The following is a 15,548-nucleotide window of genomic DNA, read 5'->3' as shown; positions in this document are numbered from 1 at the left end:
CTGACGATACTGCCGGGATTGTGCCTGGGATCACCTACGGGAGCAGGGCGCGGACCCTACTTTCGCAGGTGGCGGGCCTGCCTGTTTCCGCCTGCCGGACGCCGGCGTCCGGTCGCCGCGACGGGGCAGCGTGACGCTTGTCCTGTGTGGAGCATCAGCGGTCGCGGAAGAGCGCGGTCCACAGGAACGGCTTGCCGAAAGTCGCGGAGTCCGCCGGCTGGTCGGTCATCCGGCGCAGCTCCACCTCGGTCAGGTGCTGGAAGATCCAGCGCAGCTCGTCGGGCTGGTAGCCGACGCCGCCGGACAGGCCGGTCTGCCGGTACAGCTCGGCGTCCGGGGTGGCGGTGCCCTCCTCGGCGGTGAAGCAGGTCAGCGCGAAGTGGCCGCCGGGCTTGAGCGCGCGGTCGAGCAGCGCCAGGTAGCTGATCCGGCGATGTGGTGGCAGGTGGTGGAAGCAGCCGGAGTCGTAGATCAGGTCGTACGAGCCCTCGCTCGCGAACGCGTCGCCGTGGCGGAACCGGATGTCGAGGCCCTCGCCGCGTTCGCTGGCCCACGCGATGGCGGTGGCGGAGATGTCCACGGCGTCGACCTGGAACCCGTTGCGCGCCAGGAAGATGGCGTTGCGGCCGGGTCCGCAGCCGACGTCGAGGGCTCGGCCGGGAGTGATCAGGCCGCGCTCCAGGTAGCCGGCGAGGTTCTCGTCCGGCTTGGCCACGAAGAACGGGACCTCGCGATCCCGGTCCTCGTAGAAGCCGTCCCACCAGTCGCCCGCCCGCTCGGTCCAGCGGTCGGCGTCCGGTGCGAAGAGACCGTCGAGCAGAGCGAGGACGTCGTCGACCGTCCTGATGTGCCGATGCAACCCGAACCCCCAGGTAGAACGGCCTTCAGTCTATCTCAGAGGCCACCTTCGGCGAGGCGTTTGCGGTAGCCGCGAGCCCCCTCGGACCCGACGTTCTCGTGGAAGTCGATCCCACTCGGATTGGTCTGCACGTGGTAGTACGTGGCACCCCACAGACTGCCGGCGACCGAGTCGTCGAAGTGCATGAAGTTCCCGTACTTGTAGCCCTTCTGGTACGGCGTGAGCGCGGTCGTCCTGATCGAGTACTCGGTCGCGATCACCGGCTTGCCCGGCCACTTCGAGGCGCAGCGCGAGAGCGTTTCGGCGTAGGTCAGCTCGTTCCAGCTGCCCTGGCTCGCGAAGCTGCCGTCGTCGGCGTTGCTGTAGAAGTGCACGCCCACGAAGTCGCACTTCTTGATGGCGTTGACGAAGTTCGGGTTGCCGTACCAGGTGTCCGGGTTGGTGCCCTTGTTCGGCGAGAGCGCGGTGCCGCAGATCTTGGCGCCGGGGAAGGTCTCCCGGATGCGGTCGATCGTCACGCCGAGGTTGTAGCCGTAGACCCACGGGTCGGCGACGCGGATGTTCGGCTCGTTGCCCAGTTCGATGATGCACTTGTCGGCGCCCGAGCGGAGGGCCTTGTACTCGAAGAAGCGGGAGTCGCGGATCTCGGCGACCGCGCGGTTGGGGTCGATCACGTTGTCGGTGTCGCCGATGACCGTGCGGACGATGAGGAAGTTCGAGGCGCCCGCGGCGGTCCACACGTGATCGCGGTAGTTCGCCCACGGACCGGGGCCGGGGGTGCCCCAGCCGGTGACGACCTTGGCGAGATTGGCCGCCTGGTTGTTGATCGCGTCGATCCACGTCTGGTAGCCGTCGGTCAGCAACGGGCCGTGCGCCCGGTAGTGCGGTGCCGCCGATGCCTGCCCCGGCAACGACGCCATGCCCGCCGCCGCGATGGCGCCCGCCGCCAGCTTGCCCATCGCTCGGCGGCTGTACTGCCTCTCGCCGGTCATCGCCGGTCTCCCTTCGTCGAGGAACGAGGTCAGGCAACAGCCCGCGGGTATGAGGGCCGGTATGCGCGCGGTATGTGAACGAGTGCCGTGAACGAGTGGCTCTAGACACCGGTAACGTCTCGTTACTAGTTTGGCGACATGACAGGGGCCGTGACCGGCGCGCATGTGCGGGAGACGAACGTGCAGGCCGTCTACCAGGCGATTCGGCGGGCGCACCCGTTGAGTCGCGCGCAGCTCGCACGGTATCTGGGCATGTCCAAGCCGACCGCGAACCGGGCGATCGACGCGTTGCTCGGCGCCGGGCTGGTCGAGGAGGTGCCCAGGCCGGAGGACGCGGCGGGGTACGACGCGGTGTACTTCGGGCCGCGGGCGGGCGCGGCGACCGTGCTGGCGCTCGACCTCGGCAGCCGGTACCTGCGCGGCTGCATCGCTGACCTCGACGGCACCGTGCTCGCACGGCTCGACCAGCCGGTGAACGGCAACGCGCCTGCTCACGTGCTGGAGATGGCGGTGCTGGTGCGGGACGCGCTCGTCGAGGCGGCCGGGTCCGTGCCGGAGGTCGCCACGATCGGCATCGGTGGCGTGATCGACCCGCGCACCGGGATCGTCCACGACGCCAACCAGGACGCGCTGGAGGGATTCGCGGCGCGGGCCGAGCTCTCGGCCGCGCTGGAGTTGCCGGTCGTCGCCGAGAACGACATCAACCTCGCCGCCGTTGGTGAAGGCCGGCGCGGAGCGGGGCTCGACGCGGGCGACTTCGCGTTCCTGTCGATCGGCAGCGGCGTCGGGGCCGGACTGGTCCTCGGCGGCCGGCTGCACCGCGGGGTCAACGGGGCAGCCGGCGAGATCGACCACGTGCCGGCCGGGCAGCGGTTCCGGTCCGACAGCCCCGCCGCGGACGCGTTCCTCGCGCACATCTGGCAGCACTCCGAGTTCGTCACCACGGAGGAAGTCATGATCGCCGCGCGCGAGGGTGACGAACGCGCGCTGCACCTCGTCGCGTGGGAGGCGGCGCGGATCGCCGAACACGCCGCCAGGATCTCGTCGGTCGTCGACCTGTCGTTGATCGTGCTGGGCGGTGGCATCGGGTTGAACGGCGACCTGCTCGCCCGGCCCGTGCGCGCCGCGATGGCGAAGCTCTCGGCCTACCCGCCCGCCATCAAGACCTCGCTGCTGGGCGAGGCCGCCATCCTCACCGGCGCCGTCGCCACCGGGCTCGACGCCGTGCTCGCCGATCTCGTCACCACCAGGGTTTCCGCCGCCAACTGAGTTCACCGCGCGGTTCCGCCGCCGCCTGTGCGGTCCACGCACCACCACAGGAAGGGTTCGATGCCGCCCACTTTCGTCGCACTGTTGGTCGCGGCCGGGACACCGGCCGTGCCGCAGGATTCGCTGGATCTGCTGGCGGGCCAGGACTGGTCGGAACCTCCCGTTTCAAGCGTTGGACGGCTCGGCTTTGCCATCGCGGTGTGTCATCGTGTTCGTGGACGCAAACTTGCGCGCACGCACTTTTCTCTTCTAGTCTCGGGGCGTCGAGAACGGAAGGGGGGCGCTCATGCGTGCCAAGGGCATTGCGTACGACACAGGGTTTGTTCGTCATGGCGAGATCTCGGTGCCTGAGTTTGATCTTGAGGTGGTTCGGCGGGATCTGGCGGTCATCCGGGATGAGCTGCGCTGCAACGCCGTTCATCTGATCGGGGGTGATCCCGAACGGTTGGAGCGAGGTGCTCGCGTTGCTGCTGACCTCGGGTTGGAGGTCTGGTTCTCGCCCTATCCGCTGGAGTTGACGCCTGACGCGATCCTGGAGTTGTTCGCGGAGTGCGCGCGGCGGGCGGAGCGGGTCCGGGCTGGTGGGGCCGAGGTCGTGTTCGTCGCCGGTGTTGAGCTGAGCGTCATGAACGACGGGTTCCTGCCCGGCGACGATGTCATGGATCGGGTGACGCGGTTGTTGGGCAACGCTGAGGGGATGCTGGCGGCCAGTGCCCGGCTCAACGAGTTCCTGGCGCGGGCTGTGGCCGTGGTGAGGGAACACTTTCAGGGCAAGGTCACGTATGCGTGCATCCCGTTCGAGCGGGTTGACTGGGAGTTGTTCGACGTCATGTCGTTCGAGCTGATTCGGTCCGCCGAGGTGGCCGACCAGTATGCGGCGGGCATTCGGAACGTTGTGGCGCAAGGGAAGCCGGTCGCGATCACCGGGTTCGGGACGGCTGCCTGGCATGGCTCTGGGGCGGTGGCGCCGCGCAGCATGGAGATCGTCGAGCTCGACGAGGCAGGGGTGCCGGTCCGGGTGAAGGACGGCTATGTCCGTGACGAGGACGAGCAGGCCGGGTATCTGCGTGAGGTGCTGGAGATCTTCGAGGCTGAGGGTGTGGACGGGGCGTTCGTGTACATGTTCGCGCTCAGCAACTACACGCATCGGCCGGACGATCCGAGCCGTGACTTCGACATGGCCAGTCCGGGGATCGTGAAGGTCCACGAGGACGGCAAGTGGGAGCCCAAGGCCGCGTTCGGGGCGGTCGCCGAGGTCTACGCGCGGATCTGAGGCGTGAAATCCGCTTGGCGGGCTTGGGACAATTGGTTCCATCATGAGCAGCAGGCTGCGGGCGATCGCCCGCGACACCGTTGAGATCTCGGAGCGAGGTTCCTACTCCACCGCAACGGGTGAGGTCTCTATCGCCGTCACACCCGCCGTGTCGGGGACACGGCTCCACTTGCCCGAGGACGCGTTGTCCTTGCCCGCGCAAGGGGAAACGGCTCGGGTGGACGTGACGAACGAGTCCACTTTGGAGGCTGCGCGCAGGCTCGGTGGCGACATCGCCTGCCTGGTCTTCGCTTCCGCGCGCAACCCCGGTGGTGGGTTCCTGAACGGTGCCCAGGCACAGGAGGAGAGCGTCGCGCGGGCGTCGGCGCTCTACCCCTGTCTGCTCGCGGCCGGTGACTTCTACCGGTACCACCGCGCGCACGACGACCTCACCTACAGCGATCGCGTGATCTACTCGCCTCGGGTGCCGGTCTTCCGTGACGACAAGGGAACGCTGTTGCCCGAGCCGTACGAGGTCTCGTTTCTGACGGCCGCGGCGCCCAACCGGTCCGCGATCGTGCGGAACCAGCCCGAGCGGGCCGACGGCATTCCCGCCGCGTTGTTGCGGCGGGCTGTGAGGGTGCTGCACGTCGCTGCGGCGCACGGGCACCGGCGGCTCGTGCTGGGAGCCTGGGGTTGTGGGGTCTTCGGCAACGACCCGGTGGTCGTCGCGGAGACGTTCCGGACCGCGCTGCGCGACAACCGGTACTTCGACCACGTCGTGTTCGCGGTGCTGGACAGGCAGAAGGGCACGCCGACGCTGGCGGCTTTCGCCGAGGCCCTCACCGGGTGAGGGCCTCGGCGGTTCAGTCGACCTCGGTGAACCCGTCCGGGATCTGGGTCTTGAGCTGGGCGAGGTTCTCCGGCGTCGGCGGCAGCCACGTCACGTCGTACGGCGTTGCCCCGTCCTGCACGAGGATCCAGCGCATCGGGAGGTAGGTGGTGGCGTCCACCCACATCTCGACCGCGGTTTCCGCTTTGCGTTCCGCGATGTGCAGCCGCACGGTCTGCGTTCCGTTGATCGGCTCGCCCGGCCCGGTCACGGTGATGCGGCCGTCCCGGATCGCCTTCTGGATCTTCTCCGGCGTCCAGACCTCGTCGTCCGGGGTCTCGCCGGGCTTGGCGCGGTAGGTCCGCGTGCGGTGGTCGACGAAGACGTCCCCGGCGGCCGAACGGCTCAGGTCCACGATCGTCCTGCCGTCCGCGGAGGCCCGGTAGCGGAACGCGCTGCCGTCGGCGGCGTGCCACCGTTCGCTCAGCCCGCGCTCGCCCGGTTCGAAGTACTTCTCGCCCTCGCCGGCCGGCGCCTGTTCGTGGATCACCATGCCGCGCACGCCGTCGAGGGCGGTGTTCGTCCGCTCCAGCACCTGCGCGACCTCCACGGGTGCGGCGGGCTGCTCGGCGGGCACCAGGACGACGGCGGCCGCGGCGGCGGCGACCAGCGGAACCACGAGCCACGGCCAACGCCGCCGGGACTGCCCGCGCCTGACCGAGGCCAGCAGCTCGGCCGGGTTCGCGGTCACGTTCGCGACCTCGGCGCGCAGCACGGTGCGCACGTCGTCGAGCAGTTCGTTGTCAGACACCATGAACGTTCTCCGTGATCTTCTCGCCCAGCAGCTCCCTCAGCCGGGCGACCGCCCGGCTCGTGTGCGCTTTGACGGTTCCTTCGGAAGTCCGCAGCGCCTCCGCGGTCTCCGCCACCGACAGCTCCGCGAAGAACCGCAGCACGACCACCTCCCGTTGCCGTCCGGGCAGCCTCGCCAGCGCCCGCCGCACCGCGTCGCGATCGGCCACCGTGTCGGCGGGATCGCGGCCGCCGGTCACGACGCCGGCGTTGGTCAGCTCCTGTTCGGACACCCGTCTGCGGGCCCGCCGCCACCGGTCGCGCGCCAGGTTGACCAGCACCTGCCGGATGAACGCCTCCGGTGCCGTGTGGACGGACGTCCAGCGCGTGGCCAACCGCATCAGCGCTGTCTGCAGGATGTCCTCGGCATGACCGACGTCCCCCACCAGCAGCACCGCGGTGCGCAGCAGCGCGGTCGACCGGTCGAGCACGAACCGGTCGAAGTCGGCGCTCAGTTCTCGTTGCACACCCAGGTAGACGACCCCCTTCAGGTCTCGGTTGACATGGGGCAGTCAGGTTGACGTGGGCAGCATGCCGCTCATGGCCACCGACCCCGTGCGCCCCCTCGGAGACCGTCACCTTCCTCGATCAGGCCTCTGACCTGCAGTGAGCCACTTTGATGCCAAGCTGAGCCAGAAATGCTTGCCGGTGGTGCCACCGTGTGCCATAGTGGTGCCATGGATCTGACCCCGTACGTGGCTTCTCTCGGCCGCGAACTGCTCACCGCCGTCGAGACCGGCGGTGACGAGGCGAACGCGTTGGTCGAGCGGTTGACCGTGTCGATGGAGTCGGCGATTCGGCTGGCGCTGCTCGAAGCGCTCTCCGCCGCCGCCGACGAGATCACCGCGGACCTGGCGCCGGACTCGGTGCAGGTGCTGCTGCGGGGCCGGGATCCCAAGTTCGTCGTGACGCGCCGGCCGGCCGAACAGCCGGTCGCCGCTGCGCCGGAACCCGTCGCGGCGCCCGCCGAGGACGTGGCCGGCTTCGAGGACGGCGCCACCGTCCGGATCAACGTCCGTCTTCCCGAACAGCTCAAGGCCGCGATCGACGAGGCCGCCGCGAAAGAGGGCCGTTCGGCCAACGCGTGGCTGGTGCGTGCCGCGTCGGCTCAGCTGAGCCCGAAGCGCGAGGCCGGCCCCGAAACGGTCGTCGGAGGCATTCCCGCCTCCCAGCGTTTCGTCGGCTGGGTCCGCTAACCACCGCACCTGCACCACATCGCCCCGACCTGCGGGGATGTTCTTCCACCACCTTCTGAGGGGACAGCCATGCCTGAATTCGACACGCCACAACCGATTTCCGTACTGCTCGACGTCTACGCGGGCTACGTCCAGATCGTCGCGAGCGACCGCGCCGACACCAAAGTCGACGTGCGCCCGTCCGACCCGTCCGACTCCTCGGACATCGAGGCCGCGCAGAAGACCCGCGTCGACTACTCCGACGGCACGCTGATGGTCCGCGGGCCGAAGCGGACGTTCGACTTCTCGAAGAAGACCAGGTCGGTCGACATCGTGATCGAGTTGCCGACTGGGTCCAAAGTGGACGTCGACGTGACGGCGGGCAGCACCCGCACCACCGGTGTGCTGGGCGTGACCGAGGTCGACATGTCCGCGGGCAACATCCACCTCGACCGGACCGGCCCGCTGAAGGTGGACACCGGCGCGGGGCAGGTCAACGTCGGCGCGGTCAAGGGCAACGCCGAGGTCAAGACCGGCAGCGGCCACATCCGCATCGGCACGGTCGACGGCGGGCTGGTCGTCAAGAACTCCAACGGTCACATCGAGGTCGGCTCGGTCACGGGCGAACTGCGGGCCCGGTCGGCCAACGGCGACATCAACGTCGAACGGGCCGGTGGTGTCGTGGACGCCAGGACCGCCATGGGATCCATCGGCGTGGGTGAGGTCGTCCGCGACACCGTCACGCTGAACACCGCGATGGGGGGCATCGAGCTCGGGATCGCCCAGGGGACCGCCGCGTGGCTCGACGCCAAGACCGGGTTCGGCCGCGTCACCAACACGCTCGAGGGCAGCGACGGGCCCGGCAACTCCGCCCAAACCGTCAAGGTCACCGCCCACACGTCCTTCGGCGACATCTCCGTCCGCCGTGCCTGAGGGGAACTCCATGAACGCGATCAAGGCAACCGGACTGCGCAGGTCCTACGGTGACAACGAAGTGCTCAAGGGCGTCGACCTGAACGTCCAGCGCGGCACCGTCTTCTCGCTGCTCGGCGCGAACGGCGCCGGCAAGACCACCATGGTCAAGATCCTGTCCACGCTCATCAGGGCCGACGGCGGCAGCGCGACCGTCGCGGGCCACGACGTGGCGAACGACCCCGACGCGGTCCGCGCCGCGATCGGCGTCACCGGCCAGTTCTCCGCCGTCGACAACCTGATGACGGGCCGGGAGAACCTGAAGCTGATGACCGACCTGCACCACCTCGGCCGGGCGGAGGGCAGGGCCAAGGCCGAGCAGCTGCTGGAGAAGTTCGACCTGGTCGACGCGGCGGACAAGTCCGCGTCCACCTACTCCGGCGGCATGCGGCGCCGGCTCGACCTCGCCATGACGCTGACGGGTTCGCCGGAGGTGATCTTCCTCGACGAGCCGACGACGGGTCTCGACCCGCGCAGCCGGCGCGGCATGTGGGAGATCGTGCGGCGGCTCGTGGCGGACGGCGTCACGATCTTCCTCACCACCCAGTACCTGGAGGAGGCCGACGAGCTCGCCGACCGGATCGCGGTGCTGGACCAGGGAAAGATCGTGGCCGAGGGCACCGCGGACGAGCTCAAGCGCCGCATCCCCGGTGGCCACGTGCTCCTGCAGTTCACCGATCCCCGGCACCTCGAGAGCGCCACGCGGATCGTGAGCAACGCGACCCGTGACGGTGAGGCGCTCGCCCTCCGCGTGCCTAACGACGGCAGCGTCCGTTCGCTCAAGGCACTGCTCGACCGGCTGGACGACAACGCGGTCCTGGTCGACTCGCTCAGCATGCACACGCCCGACCTCGACGACGTCTTCCTCGCCCTCACCGGCGACTCCGAGAAGGTGACCCAGCCATGACCTGCGCCCCGACCCGATTCGTTCTGGCGGACTCGGCGACGATGGTGCGCCGCAACCTCAAGCGGATGATCCGCTACCCGTCGATGACGTTCCAGCTGCTGATCATGCCGGTCGTCTTCCTGCTGCTGTTCGTCTACGTCTTCGGCGGCACGCTCGGCGCCGGCCTCGGCGGACCGTCCGGCGGGCGCGCGGAGTACCTCAACTACGTCACGCCGACGATCATCCTGATGGCGATCACCGCGGCGGTGCAGGGCACGTCGATCTCGATCGCGATGGACATGACCGAGGGCATCGTGGATCGCTTCCGCACCATGGCGATCGCTCGCGTCTCCGTCCTCACCGGACACGTGGTCGGCAGCCTGGTCCAGACGATCCTCGCCATGTCGTTCGTCTTCGGTGTCGCGGTGGCGATCGGTTTCCGGCCGCAGGCGAACCTCGTCGAATGGCTCGCGCTGGCCGGTCTGCTGGTGTCCATGGCGTTCGCGCTCATCTGGTTCTCCGCCGCGCTCGGACTGGCGAGCAAGTCGGTCGAGTCGTCCAGCAACATCGGCCTGCCGCTGATCCTGCTTCCGTTCTTCGGCAACGGTTTCGTGCCCACCGACTCGATGCCGACCGCACTGCGCTGGTTCGCCGAGTACCAGCCGTTCACCCCGTTCATCGACGCCCTGCGCGGCCTGCTGATGGGCACGCCGATCGGCAACAGCGGTTACATCGCCTTCGCCTGGTGCGTCGTCATCGGTGTCGGCGGCTACCTCTGGTCCAAGAAGCTCTTCAACCGCGAATCCACCCGCTGAAGGAGTCACTGATCATGCAGCACGGCCTTCCCATGGAACGCGACGTGAACCCGTTCGACCCGCCCAGCCGGATCACGGAGCTGCGCTCGGCCCGCCCGATCAGCCCGATGCTCTTCCCCGACGGCCACGAGGGCTGGCTCGTCACCGGCTACGACGCGGTCCGGCAAGCTTTAGCGGACACCAGGTTCAGCAACCGGCAGGACCTCGGCATCCTCCACGTCCCGTTCCCCACTCCCGGAATGCCCGAGCAGACCGAACCTTCCCCGCAGACGCCGGGACTGTTCATCAGCATGGACCCGCCGGACCACACCCGGTTGCGGCGCAAGCTCACCGGGGCGTTCACCGTCAAGCGGATGAAGGCTCTGGAAGAAGGCATCATCGAGATCACCGAGCGGCAGCTGGACGAGCTGGCGAGCCTCACCCCGCCGGTCGACCTGGTCAAGGAGTTCGCGCTTCCGGTGCCGTCACTGGTGATCTGCGAGATGCTCGGTGTCCCTTACGCGGACCGCGAGACCTTCCAGTTCAACTCCTCCAAGTTCATGGAGCGGGAGGTGAACCTGGAGGACAAGATGGCCGCGTACATGGCGATCAACACCTACCTGGCCGAACTGGTCATCGGCAAGCGCGCCGAGCCCGTCGACGACATGCTGTCCGACCTGGCCAGGGACGAGGACCTCGGCATCGAGGAACTCGTCGGCATGGCCTTCCTGCTGCTGCTCGCCGGCCACGAGACGACGGCGAACATGCTGGCACTGGGGACGTTCGCGTTGCTGGAGCACCCGGACCAGCTGGCCGAGCTGCGCGCCAATCGTGAGCTGATCCCCGACGCCGTCGAGGAACTGCTGCGCTACCTGGCGGTCGGCGACATCTTCTTCCGGTACGCCGCCGAGGACATCGAGTTCTTCGGGGAGACGATCCGCGAGGGTTCGACGGTCATCCTGTCGCTGCTGGCGGGCAACCACGACTCCGCGCGGTTCGAGAACGCCGACCAGCTGGACGTGCACCGCAACGCCCGCGGGCACCTGGCGTTCGGGCACGGCATCCACCAGTGCCTCGGTCAGCAGCTGGCCCGCATCGAGATGCGCGCCGGGTTCGAGGGGCTGCTGCGCCGGTTCCCGGACCTCCACCTCGCGGTTCCCGCCCGTGAGGTGAAGCTCAGGACCGACATGAACATCTACGGCGTGCACGCCCTGCCGGTCAGCTGGGCGTGATCAGAGGCCGGGTGCGCCATGGGCACCCGGCCTCCGCGGCTGCGAACCTCAGACGGTGAAGCCGCCGTCGGCATTGATGCTCGCGCCGGTGACGTACGCACCGGCATCGCCCGCCAATGCCGCCACCAGCTCGGCGATCTCCGCCGGCTGTCCGTAGCGTCCCAACGCGGTCAGTCCGCGAATCGTGTCCGCCATCGGCCCGTCCGCCGGGTTCATGTCCGTGTCGGTGGGGCCGGGGTTGACGATGTTCGCGGTGATGCCCTGGGGACCCAGCTCACGCGCAAGTCCTTTGGTCATCCCGATGAGCGCCGTCTTGCTCGCCGAATACAGGGCGAAGCCGGGAAACGGCGCGTAGACCGCGACGTTGCTGCCGATGCTGATGATCCGGCCACCCTCACGCATGTGCCGTGCCGCCGCGCGTGCCGCGAGGTACGGCGCGCGCACGTTCACGGCCATCGTGTGGTCGAACTCTTCTCTCCCAAGCTCTTCCAGTGGTCCTACCTGGAACACGCCCGCGTTGTTCACGAGCACGTCGAGCCTGCCGAACTCGGCGGCGGTCTCTTCCACCGCCGTGACAACGGCATCGGGGTCGGCGCTGTCCGCCTGGATGGCGAACACGTTGTCCGGCTTGGTGTTCTGGTACGTCACCGCGACACGTGCGCCCAGAGCGGCGAGCTTCTCGGCCACCGCCGCCCCGATGCCGCGGCTCCCGCCGGTGACGAGAGCCGCTTTCCCTGCAAGTGATCCCATGCCGATCAGCCTGGCGGAATCCCCGCCGGGGTTCTGGCGGGAATCAGACCGTCAGTTGCTGCCTCGGGTGTACGCCCACGCGGTGCGGTTGAGGGTGTCCTCGACCCCGGTGAAGCCCTCGTTGGGGTTGAGCACGTCCTCGGTGAAGTCGACGTCGATGTCGTCCGCGGTGCCACCGATGCCGTCCGGCCCGACGGCGAACATCACCTTCGGGTTGCCGCCCTGGTCCATGATGCTGGGCACCTCGTTGAACTGGTCCAGGTGCCAGCTGCCGGACATGTGCCCCGCCTCGTGCGCGGTGACGTTGCCGATCGCCCTGCCGATGAACGCGACGCGGTTGCTCGCCGGGGTGATGTACCTGTTCAGCGAGGCGCTCGACTGCGCGGCGGGTGAGCTGAGGATGTCCAGCAGCACCAGCGCGGTCTCCTCCTTGCCGAAGTTGCCGGCGTCGATCGACTGCGCGATGCCGATGGTCTGGATGCCGGACTCGGCGATCGAGCCGCCGACGACGATCCTGCTGACGTTCGGCTGTCCCCACGGGTCCGCGTGGTCGCGGCTGTTGAGGACGCGCACGGCGAACCGCTTGTTGGTGCCCTTCGCGGCCAGGTCGTGCTCGATGTTCTCGCGCACGGTCGCGACCACGGAGTCGATCACGGCGTTCTCGTCGGCGTCGGTGAGTCCCCAGCCGGGCAGGAACTTCTTCAGCGGTGAGAGGTCCCGGTTGCCACCGGTGCCGGGCTCCGGCGCGTAGATCCGGGTGTTGACCCGCGCGCCGTCGAAGTCGAGGAAGATCGACAGCACCTCTGGCCGCTGGTTGAGCTCCGAGCCGGGGCGGTAGACCTCGACGGTGACGTCGTAACGGCCCTCGCCGTTCTCCACGCCGACGGTGTAGCGCCCGTCCCTCGGTGCCACGAAGTCGGCGACCGCGTTGCCGCCGGCGGGCATCGGGGAGTTCTCGGCGTACAGGAAGCTGATGTCCTGCGACGAACCGAAGACCTCACGGCCCGCCGGGTCGTGGACCATCACCCTGGTCGCCTTGCCCGCCGCGGACGCGCCGAGCACGTCGCCCGCCTTCAGGTCGACGGAGAAGAAGTCCTCGTCCGCCTGGCCGTCGCCGGTCGCGATGGTCAGGTCGTACAGGCCTTCGGTGCCGGCCCTCTTGCCGGTGCCCGGCTTCATCGGGTCGGACGGGATCGCGCCGGGGCCTGCCGCCGCGACCATCACGTAGACGTCCTGCCCGATGGGCACGAAGACCCGCAACCGGCTGTCGGTGGTGCCGACGAGGTTGTCGTTCTGGGTGATGAGCACGCCGTTCGCGTCGTACGAGGCGAGGAACGTGTCCAGGTCACCGGTCGGCGTGTTCGTCCCGACGGTCGCGTACACGCCGGTCGTGCCACCGGACAGCTTGTAGAAGTCGTGGTCGCCGGAGCCGTCGCCACCGCTGCCGTACGGGCCGTCGCCGATCGTGCCGCTGGTGTGCAGGGCCCTGCCGCGCGCGGGCACACCGGTGTCGCTCCCGAGCGGGATCGCGTCGTTGACCTCGGCGAACGGCGGCACCGCCGGGATGGTGGGGTCGGTCGCGAGGTCACCGGTGAGCGTGAGCTTCGGGTTCTTGCCCCGGCCGGTGCCGAACCCGGCCACGTGCTCGGCCTTGGCAGGCGTGTCGTTGCCGCCCTGCGCGCCCGCCGCCTCTTTCTCGTTGTACGCCAACGGCTGGCCGGCGGTGCGTGCCTTCGCGGCCGCGCGTGCCTGCTTGCGGGATTCCCGGTTGTGGTGCACCGCGGCCCAGTCGATCCGGGCCTCTGGCGGCAGGAAAGCCAGCATCGGATCGGGCTGGCTCACCTGCACCGCCGGCTCAGCGGCGGACTGACCGCCGACGACGAGCGACAACGCCACACCTGCGGCGAGGACGCCCAGGAGTTGTTTACGCATGTGAAATTCCCCCAGTTCGGTCTACAACCGAGGAAACCAGCGCCGCGCACGCCCGACGAGCCTTTTGGGAACCCTTTGTCCACTTTCGGACATCTGGCCGCCTGGGGTCAGACGGCGGCCTTGCTCTTGCTGCGCAACGGCGCCGCGACCTCGTCCAGGTACTCCAGCACGTACCCGTACGAGCGGAACAAGCCGCACTGCGCATAGGAGATCCCGCGCTGCCGGCAGAACTCGCTCACGATCACCTGCGCGTGCCGCAGGTGCGGCCGCGGCATGCTCGGGAACAGGTGGTGCTCGATCTGGTAGTTCAACCCGCCGAGCAGGATGTCCACGAACCAGCCACCGCGGATGTTGCGCGACGTCAGCACCTGCTTGCGCAGGAAGTCGAGCGAGTGCCCCGCCGACAGCACCGGCATGCCCTTGTGGTTGGGGGCGAACGAGATTCCCATGTAGAGGCCCCACAAAGCCTGGTGCACCAGGACGAAGGCGATCGCGTACACGGGGGACAGCATCCAGAACACCACGCCGAGGTACACCACGACGTTCGCGATCATCAGGAACCGCTCGCGGCCCGAGTGCTTGATCGAGTGCCAGTGCAGCGCGAAGCCTTCGAGCAGCAGCAGCGGGAAGAACAACGCGGCCTGGTGCGAGGCGATCCACCGCAACGGCCCGCGCTTGGCCTCACCCTGGCGCTGCGTGAACGCGAGCACCGAGATGTCCACGTCGGGGTCCTCGTCCTCGTGGTTCGGGTTGGCGTGGTGCCGGTTGTGCTTGCCGACCCACCAGTCGTAGCTGACGCCGACCAGCCCGCTGTGGGTGTATCCGGTGATCTCGTTCCACCTCTTGGAGGCGAAGATCTGCTTGTGGCCGGCGTCGTGCCCGATGAACGCCAGCTGCGTGGTCATCACGGCGAGCACCGCGGCCACCGCGAGCTGCCACCACGAGTCCCCGACCAGCACGAATGCCACCCACGCTCCCGCGTAGACCAGCAGGTTCGCGGTGATCCGAGCGATGTAGTAACCACGCCGCCGAGCAAGCAGTCCTGCCTGCTTGATCTCGGTGGACAACTGGGCGAAGTCGCTCGCCTGCCGGAGTGCCATTCGCGCAGAATGCCAGATCCCCTCCACGACGCCGTGCACACGTGATGAAGTCGCCGCCAACCGCACAAGTCGCCCCGGCGCCGACACGATGGAGTGATCATGATCGACATCTCCGGCGAGCCGCCCGCAGAGAGGGTCGGAAGTCGTGGTCGACCACGCGACCGTCCTCGTCGCGGGCTCGGCGCCGGGATGCTCCACAAAGGATGTTCGCGCGGGTTCTCGGGTGACATGGCGCGCGGCTCCGGGGTCGCCGATCCGCCGGTGCTGAACCCCCGACGGCATCCGTTCTGCTTGGGACTAAAGGGAAACCAGGCAGAACGGGTGCCCGGCCGGGTCCGCGTAGACGTGGAACTTGTCGCTGTCGTCCAGTTTCCGCGCACCCAGCTCAAGCACCTTCTCGCCGGCCGCTGTCAGGTCGTCCACGCGGACGTCGAAGTGCATGTGCGCCGACTCCCGCGGCCACCGCGGTGGTTGCCAGCTCTCGACCCGTGCGAACGCGACGCCGGGGCGGTCGGGGGCGTCGCCGATGACGACCCAGCCGGGGTCGTCCTGGACCCGGATCATGCCGAGCAGCTTCTCGTAGAACTCCGCGAGGGCCCGCGGATCAGGGCAGTCGATCACCAGGCCGTGCCATCGTCCGATCATGCGCGG

The 15,548-nt window shown here is 68.6% G+C and carries 16 protein-coding genes; 8 read left to right on the top strand and 8 right to left on the bottom strand.

Translation table 11 applies throughout. The features are described 5' to 3' along the window. Positions 1 to 154 precede the first annotated feature (154 nt). On the bottom strand, positions 155 to 859 hold the full coding sequence (locus SK803_RS28035; RefSeq protein WP_319969108.1) for a class I SAM-dependent methyltransferase: 705 nt from the start codon (positions 857 to 859) through the stop codon (positions 155 to 157). 35 nt (positions 860 to 894) lie between these two features. Continuing rightward, positions 895 to 1,851, bottom strand: a complete 957-nt coding sequence (locus SK803_RS28030) for a glycoside hydrolase 5 family protein (RefSeq protein WP_319969107.1) — start codon at positions 1,849 to 1,851, stop codon at positions 895 to 897. Positions 1,852 to 1,989: 138 nt separating this feature from the next. Between SK803_RS28030 and SK803_RS28025 the strand changes: the two genes are divergently transcribed. From SK803_RS28025 to SK803_RS28015, 3 genes are all read left to right on the top strand, one after another. Continuing rightward, positions 1,990 to 3,120: an ROK family transcriptional regulator gene (locus tag SK803_RS28025; protein WP_319969106.1), complete on the top strand. Its 1,131-nt coding sequence runs from the start codon at positions 1,990 to 1,992 to the stop codon at positions 3,118 to 3,120. 286 nt (positions 3,121 to 3,406) lie between these two features. Next, the gene (locus SK803_RS28020) at positions 3,407 to 4,393 is read left to right on the top strand and encodes a hypothetical protein (protein WP_319969105.1); all 987 of its coding nucleotides are present in this window, start codon (positions 3,407 to 3,409) and stop codon (positions 4,391 to 4,393) included. A 43-nt stretch (positions 4,394 to 4,436) separates the two neighbouring features. After that, positions 4,437 to 5,225, top strand: coding sequence for a TIGR02452 family protein (locus tag SK803_RS28015; RefSeq protein ID WP_319969104.1), 789 nt, complete (start codon positions 4,437 to 4,439; stop codon positions 5,223 to 5,225). Positions 5,226 to 5,238: 13 nt separating this feature from the next. Here SK803_RS28015 and SK803_RS28010 read toward each other — a convergent pair whose 3' ends face one another. Both SK803_RS28010 and SK803_RS28005 read right to left on the bottom strand, forming a co-directional pair. Next, complete coding sequence (locus SK803_RS28010; protein WP_319969103.1) at positions 5,239 to 6,018, bottom strand: hypothetical protein; 780 nt, start codon at positions 6,016 to 6,018, stop codon at positions 5,239 to 5,241. After that, positions 6,008 to 6,523: a SigE family RNA polymerase sigma factor gene (locus SK803_RS28005; protein WP_319969102.1), complete on the bottom strand. Its 516-nt coding sequence runs from the start codon at positions 6,521 to 6,523 to the stop codon at positions 6,008 to 6,010. The genes SK803_RS28010 and SK803_RS28005 overlap by 11 nt, the downstream gene beginning before the upstream one ends. Before the next feature lie 210 nt (positions 6,524 to 6,733). Between SK803_RS28005 and SK803_RS28000 the strand changes: the two genes are divergently transcribed. The 5 genes from SK803_RS28000 (at position 6,734) to SK803_RS27980 (ending at position 11,115) form a co-directional block, all read left to right on the top strand. Beyond that, positions 6,734 to 7,252: a ribbon-helix-helix protein, CopG family gene (locus tag SK803_RS28000; protein WP_319969101.1), complete on the top strand. Its 519-nt coding sequence runs from the start codon at positions 6,734 to 6,736 to the stop codon at positions 7,250 to 7,252. 69 nt (positions 7,253 to 7,321) lie between these two features. Next, positions 7,322 to 8,164, top strand: coding sequence for a DUF4097 family beta strand repeat-containing protein (locus SK803_RS27995; RefSeq protein ID WP_319969100.1), 843 nt, complete (start codon positions 7,322 to 7,324; stop codon positions 8,162 to 8,164). A gap of 10 nt (positions 8,165 to 8,174) precedes the next feature. Then, positions 8,175 to 9,110, top strand: a complete 936-nt coding sequence (locus SK803_RS27990; protein ID WP_319969099.1) for an ATP-binding cassette domain-containing protein — start codon at positions 8,175 to 8,177, stop codon at positions 9,108 to 9,110. Beyond that, positions 9,107 to 9,904 carry an ABC transporter permease gene (locus SK803_RS27985; RefSeq protein WP_319969098.1) on the top strand — a complete coding sequence of 266 codons (798 nt, stop codon included), beginning with the start codon at positions 9,107 to 9,109 and terminating at the stop codon, positions 9,902 to 9,904. The genes SK803_RS27990 and SK803_RS27985 overlap by 4 nt, the downstream gene beginning before the upstream one ends. Positions 9,905 to 9,918: 14 nt before the next feature. After that, positions 9,919 to 11,115: a cytochrome P450 gene (locus tag SK803_RS27980; protein ID WP_319969097.1), complete on the top strand. Its 1,197-nt coding sequence runs from the start codon at positions 9,919 to 9,921 to the stop codon at positions 11,113 to 11,115. Between the two features lie 48 nt (positions 11,116 to 11,163). Here the strand turns inward: SK803_RS27980 and SK803_RS27975 are convergent, their stop codons facing one another. The 4 genes from SK803_RS27975 to SK803_RS27960 all read right to left on the bottom strand — a co-directional run bounded on the left by SK803_RS27975 (position 11,164) and on the right by SK803_RS27960 (position 15,542). Continuing rightward, positions 11,164 to 11,865 (bottom strand): SDR family NAD(P)-dependent oxidoreductase, encoded by a 702-nt coding sequence (locus SK803_RS27975; RefSeq protein WP_319969096.1) that lies wholly within the window; start codon positions 11,863 to 11,865, stop codon positions 11,164 to 11,166. Between the two features lie 51 nt (positions 11,866 to 11,916). After that, positions 11,917 to 13,797 carry a hypothetical protein gene (locus SK803_RS27970; protein ID WP_319969095.1) on the bottom strand — a complete coding sequence of 627 codons (1,881 nt, stop codon included), beginning with the start codon at positions 13,795 to 13,797 and terminating at the stop codon, positions 11,917 to 11,919. 107 nt (positions 13,798 to 13,904) lie between these two features. Beyond that, positions 13,905 to 14,897 (bottom strand): fatty acid desaturase family protein, encoded by a 993-nt coding sequence (locus tag SK803_RS27965; RefSeq protein WP_319969094.1) that lies wholly within the window; start codon positions 14,895 to 14,897, stop codon positions 13,905 to 13,907. Between the two features lie 297 nt (positions 14,898 to 15,194). Beyond that, entirely contained in the window at positions 15,195 to 15,542 is a 348-nt protein-coding gene (locus SK803_RS27960) for a VOC family protein (protein WP_319969093.1), read from the bottom strand. Positions 15,543 to 15,548: the final 6 nt, after the last annotated feature.

This window comes from Lentzea miocenica, from assembly GCF_033949945.1.
Lineage (GTDB): Bacteria > Actinomycetota > Actinomycetes > Mycobacteriales > Pseudonocardiaceae > Lentzea > Lentzea miocenica.
This window is presented reverse-complemented; position numbering and strand designations above follow the sequence as displayed.

What these genes read in the sequence shown, in the direction of transcription:
- SK803_RS27985 (WP_319969098.1), top strand. Translation starts at nt 9,107, where the DNA reads ATGACCTGCGCCCCGACCCGATTCGTTCTGGCGGACTCGGCGACGATG.
- SK803_RS27960 (WP_319969093.1), bottom strand. Translation starts at nt 15,542, where the DNA reads ATGATCGGACGATGGCACGGCCTGGTGATCGACTGCCCTGATCCGCGG.
- SK803_RS28030 (WP_319969107.1), bottom strand. Translation starts at nt 1,851, where the DNA reads ATGACCGGCGAGAGGCAGTACAGCCGCCGAGCGATGGGCAAGCTGGCG.
- SK803_RS28015 (WP_319969104.1), top strand. Translation starts at nt 4,437, where the DNA reads ATGAGCAGCAGGCTGCGGGCGATCGCCCGCGACACCGTTGAGATCTCG.
- SK803_RS28010 (WP_319969103.1), bottom strand. Translation starts at nt 6,018, where the DNA reads ATGGTGTCTGACAACGAACTGCTCGACGACGTGCGCACCGTGCTGCGC.
- SK803_RS27965 (WP_319969094.1), bottom strand. Translation starts at nt 14,897, where the DNA reads ATGGCACTCCGGCAGGCGAGCGACTTCGCCCAGTTGTCCACCGAGATC.
- SK803_RS27995 (WP_319969100.1), top strand. Translation starts at nt 7,322, where the DNA reads ATGCCTGAATTCGACACGCCACAACCGATTTCCGTACTGCTCGACGTC.
- SK803_RS28025 (WP_319969106.1), top strand. Translation starts at nt 1,990, where the DNA reads ATGACAGGGGCCGTGACCGGCGCGCATGTGCGGGAGACGAACGTGCAG.
- SK803_RS28020 (WP_319969105.1), top strand. Translation starts at nt 3,407, where the DNA reads ATGCGTGCCAAGGGCATTGCGTACGACACAGGGTTTGTTCGTCATGGC.
- SK803_RS27990 (WP_319969099.1), top strand. Translation starts at nt 8,175, where the DNA reads ATGAACGCGATCAAGGCAACCGGACTGCGCAGGTCCTACGGTGACAAC.
- SK803_RS27970 (WP_319969095.1), bottom strand. Translation starts at nt 13,797, where the DNA reads ATGCGTAAACAACTCCTGGGCGTCCTCGCCGCAGGTGTGGCGTTGTCG.
- SK803_RS27980 (WP_319969097.1), top strand. Translation starts at nt 9,919, where the DNA reads ATGCAGCACGGCCTTCCCATGGAACGCGACGTGAACCCGTTCGACCCG.
- SK803_RS27975 (WP_319969096.1), bottom strand. Translation starts at nt 11,865, where the DNA reads ATGGGATCACTTGCAGGGAAAGCGGCTCTCGTCACCGGCGGGAGCCGC.
- SK803_RS28000 (WP_319969101.1), top strand. Translation starts at nt 6,734, where the DNA reads ATGGATCTGACCCCGTACGTGGCTTCTCTCGGCCGCGAACTGCTCACC.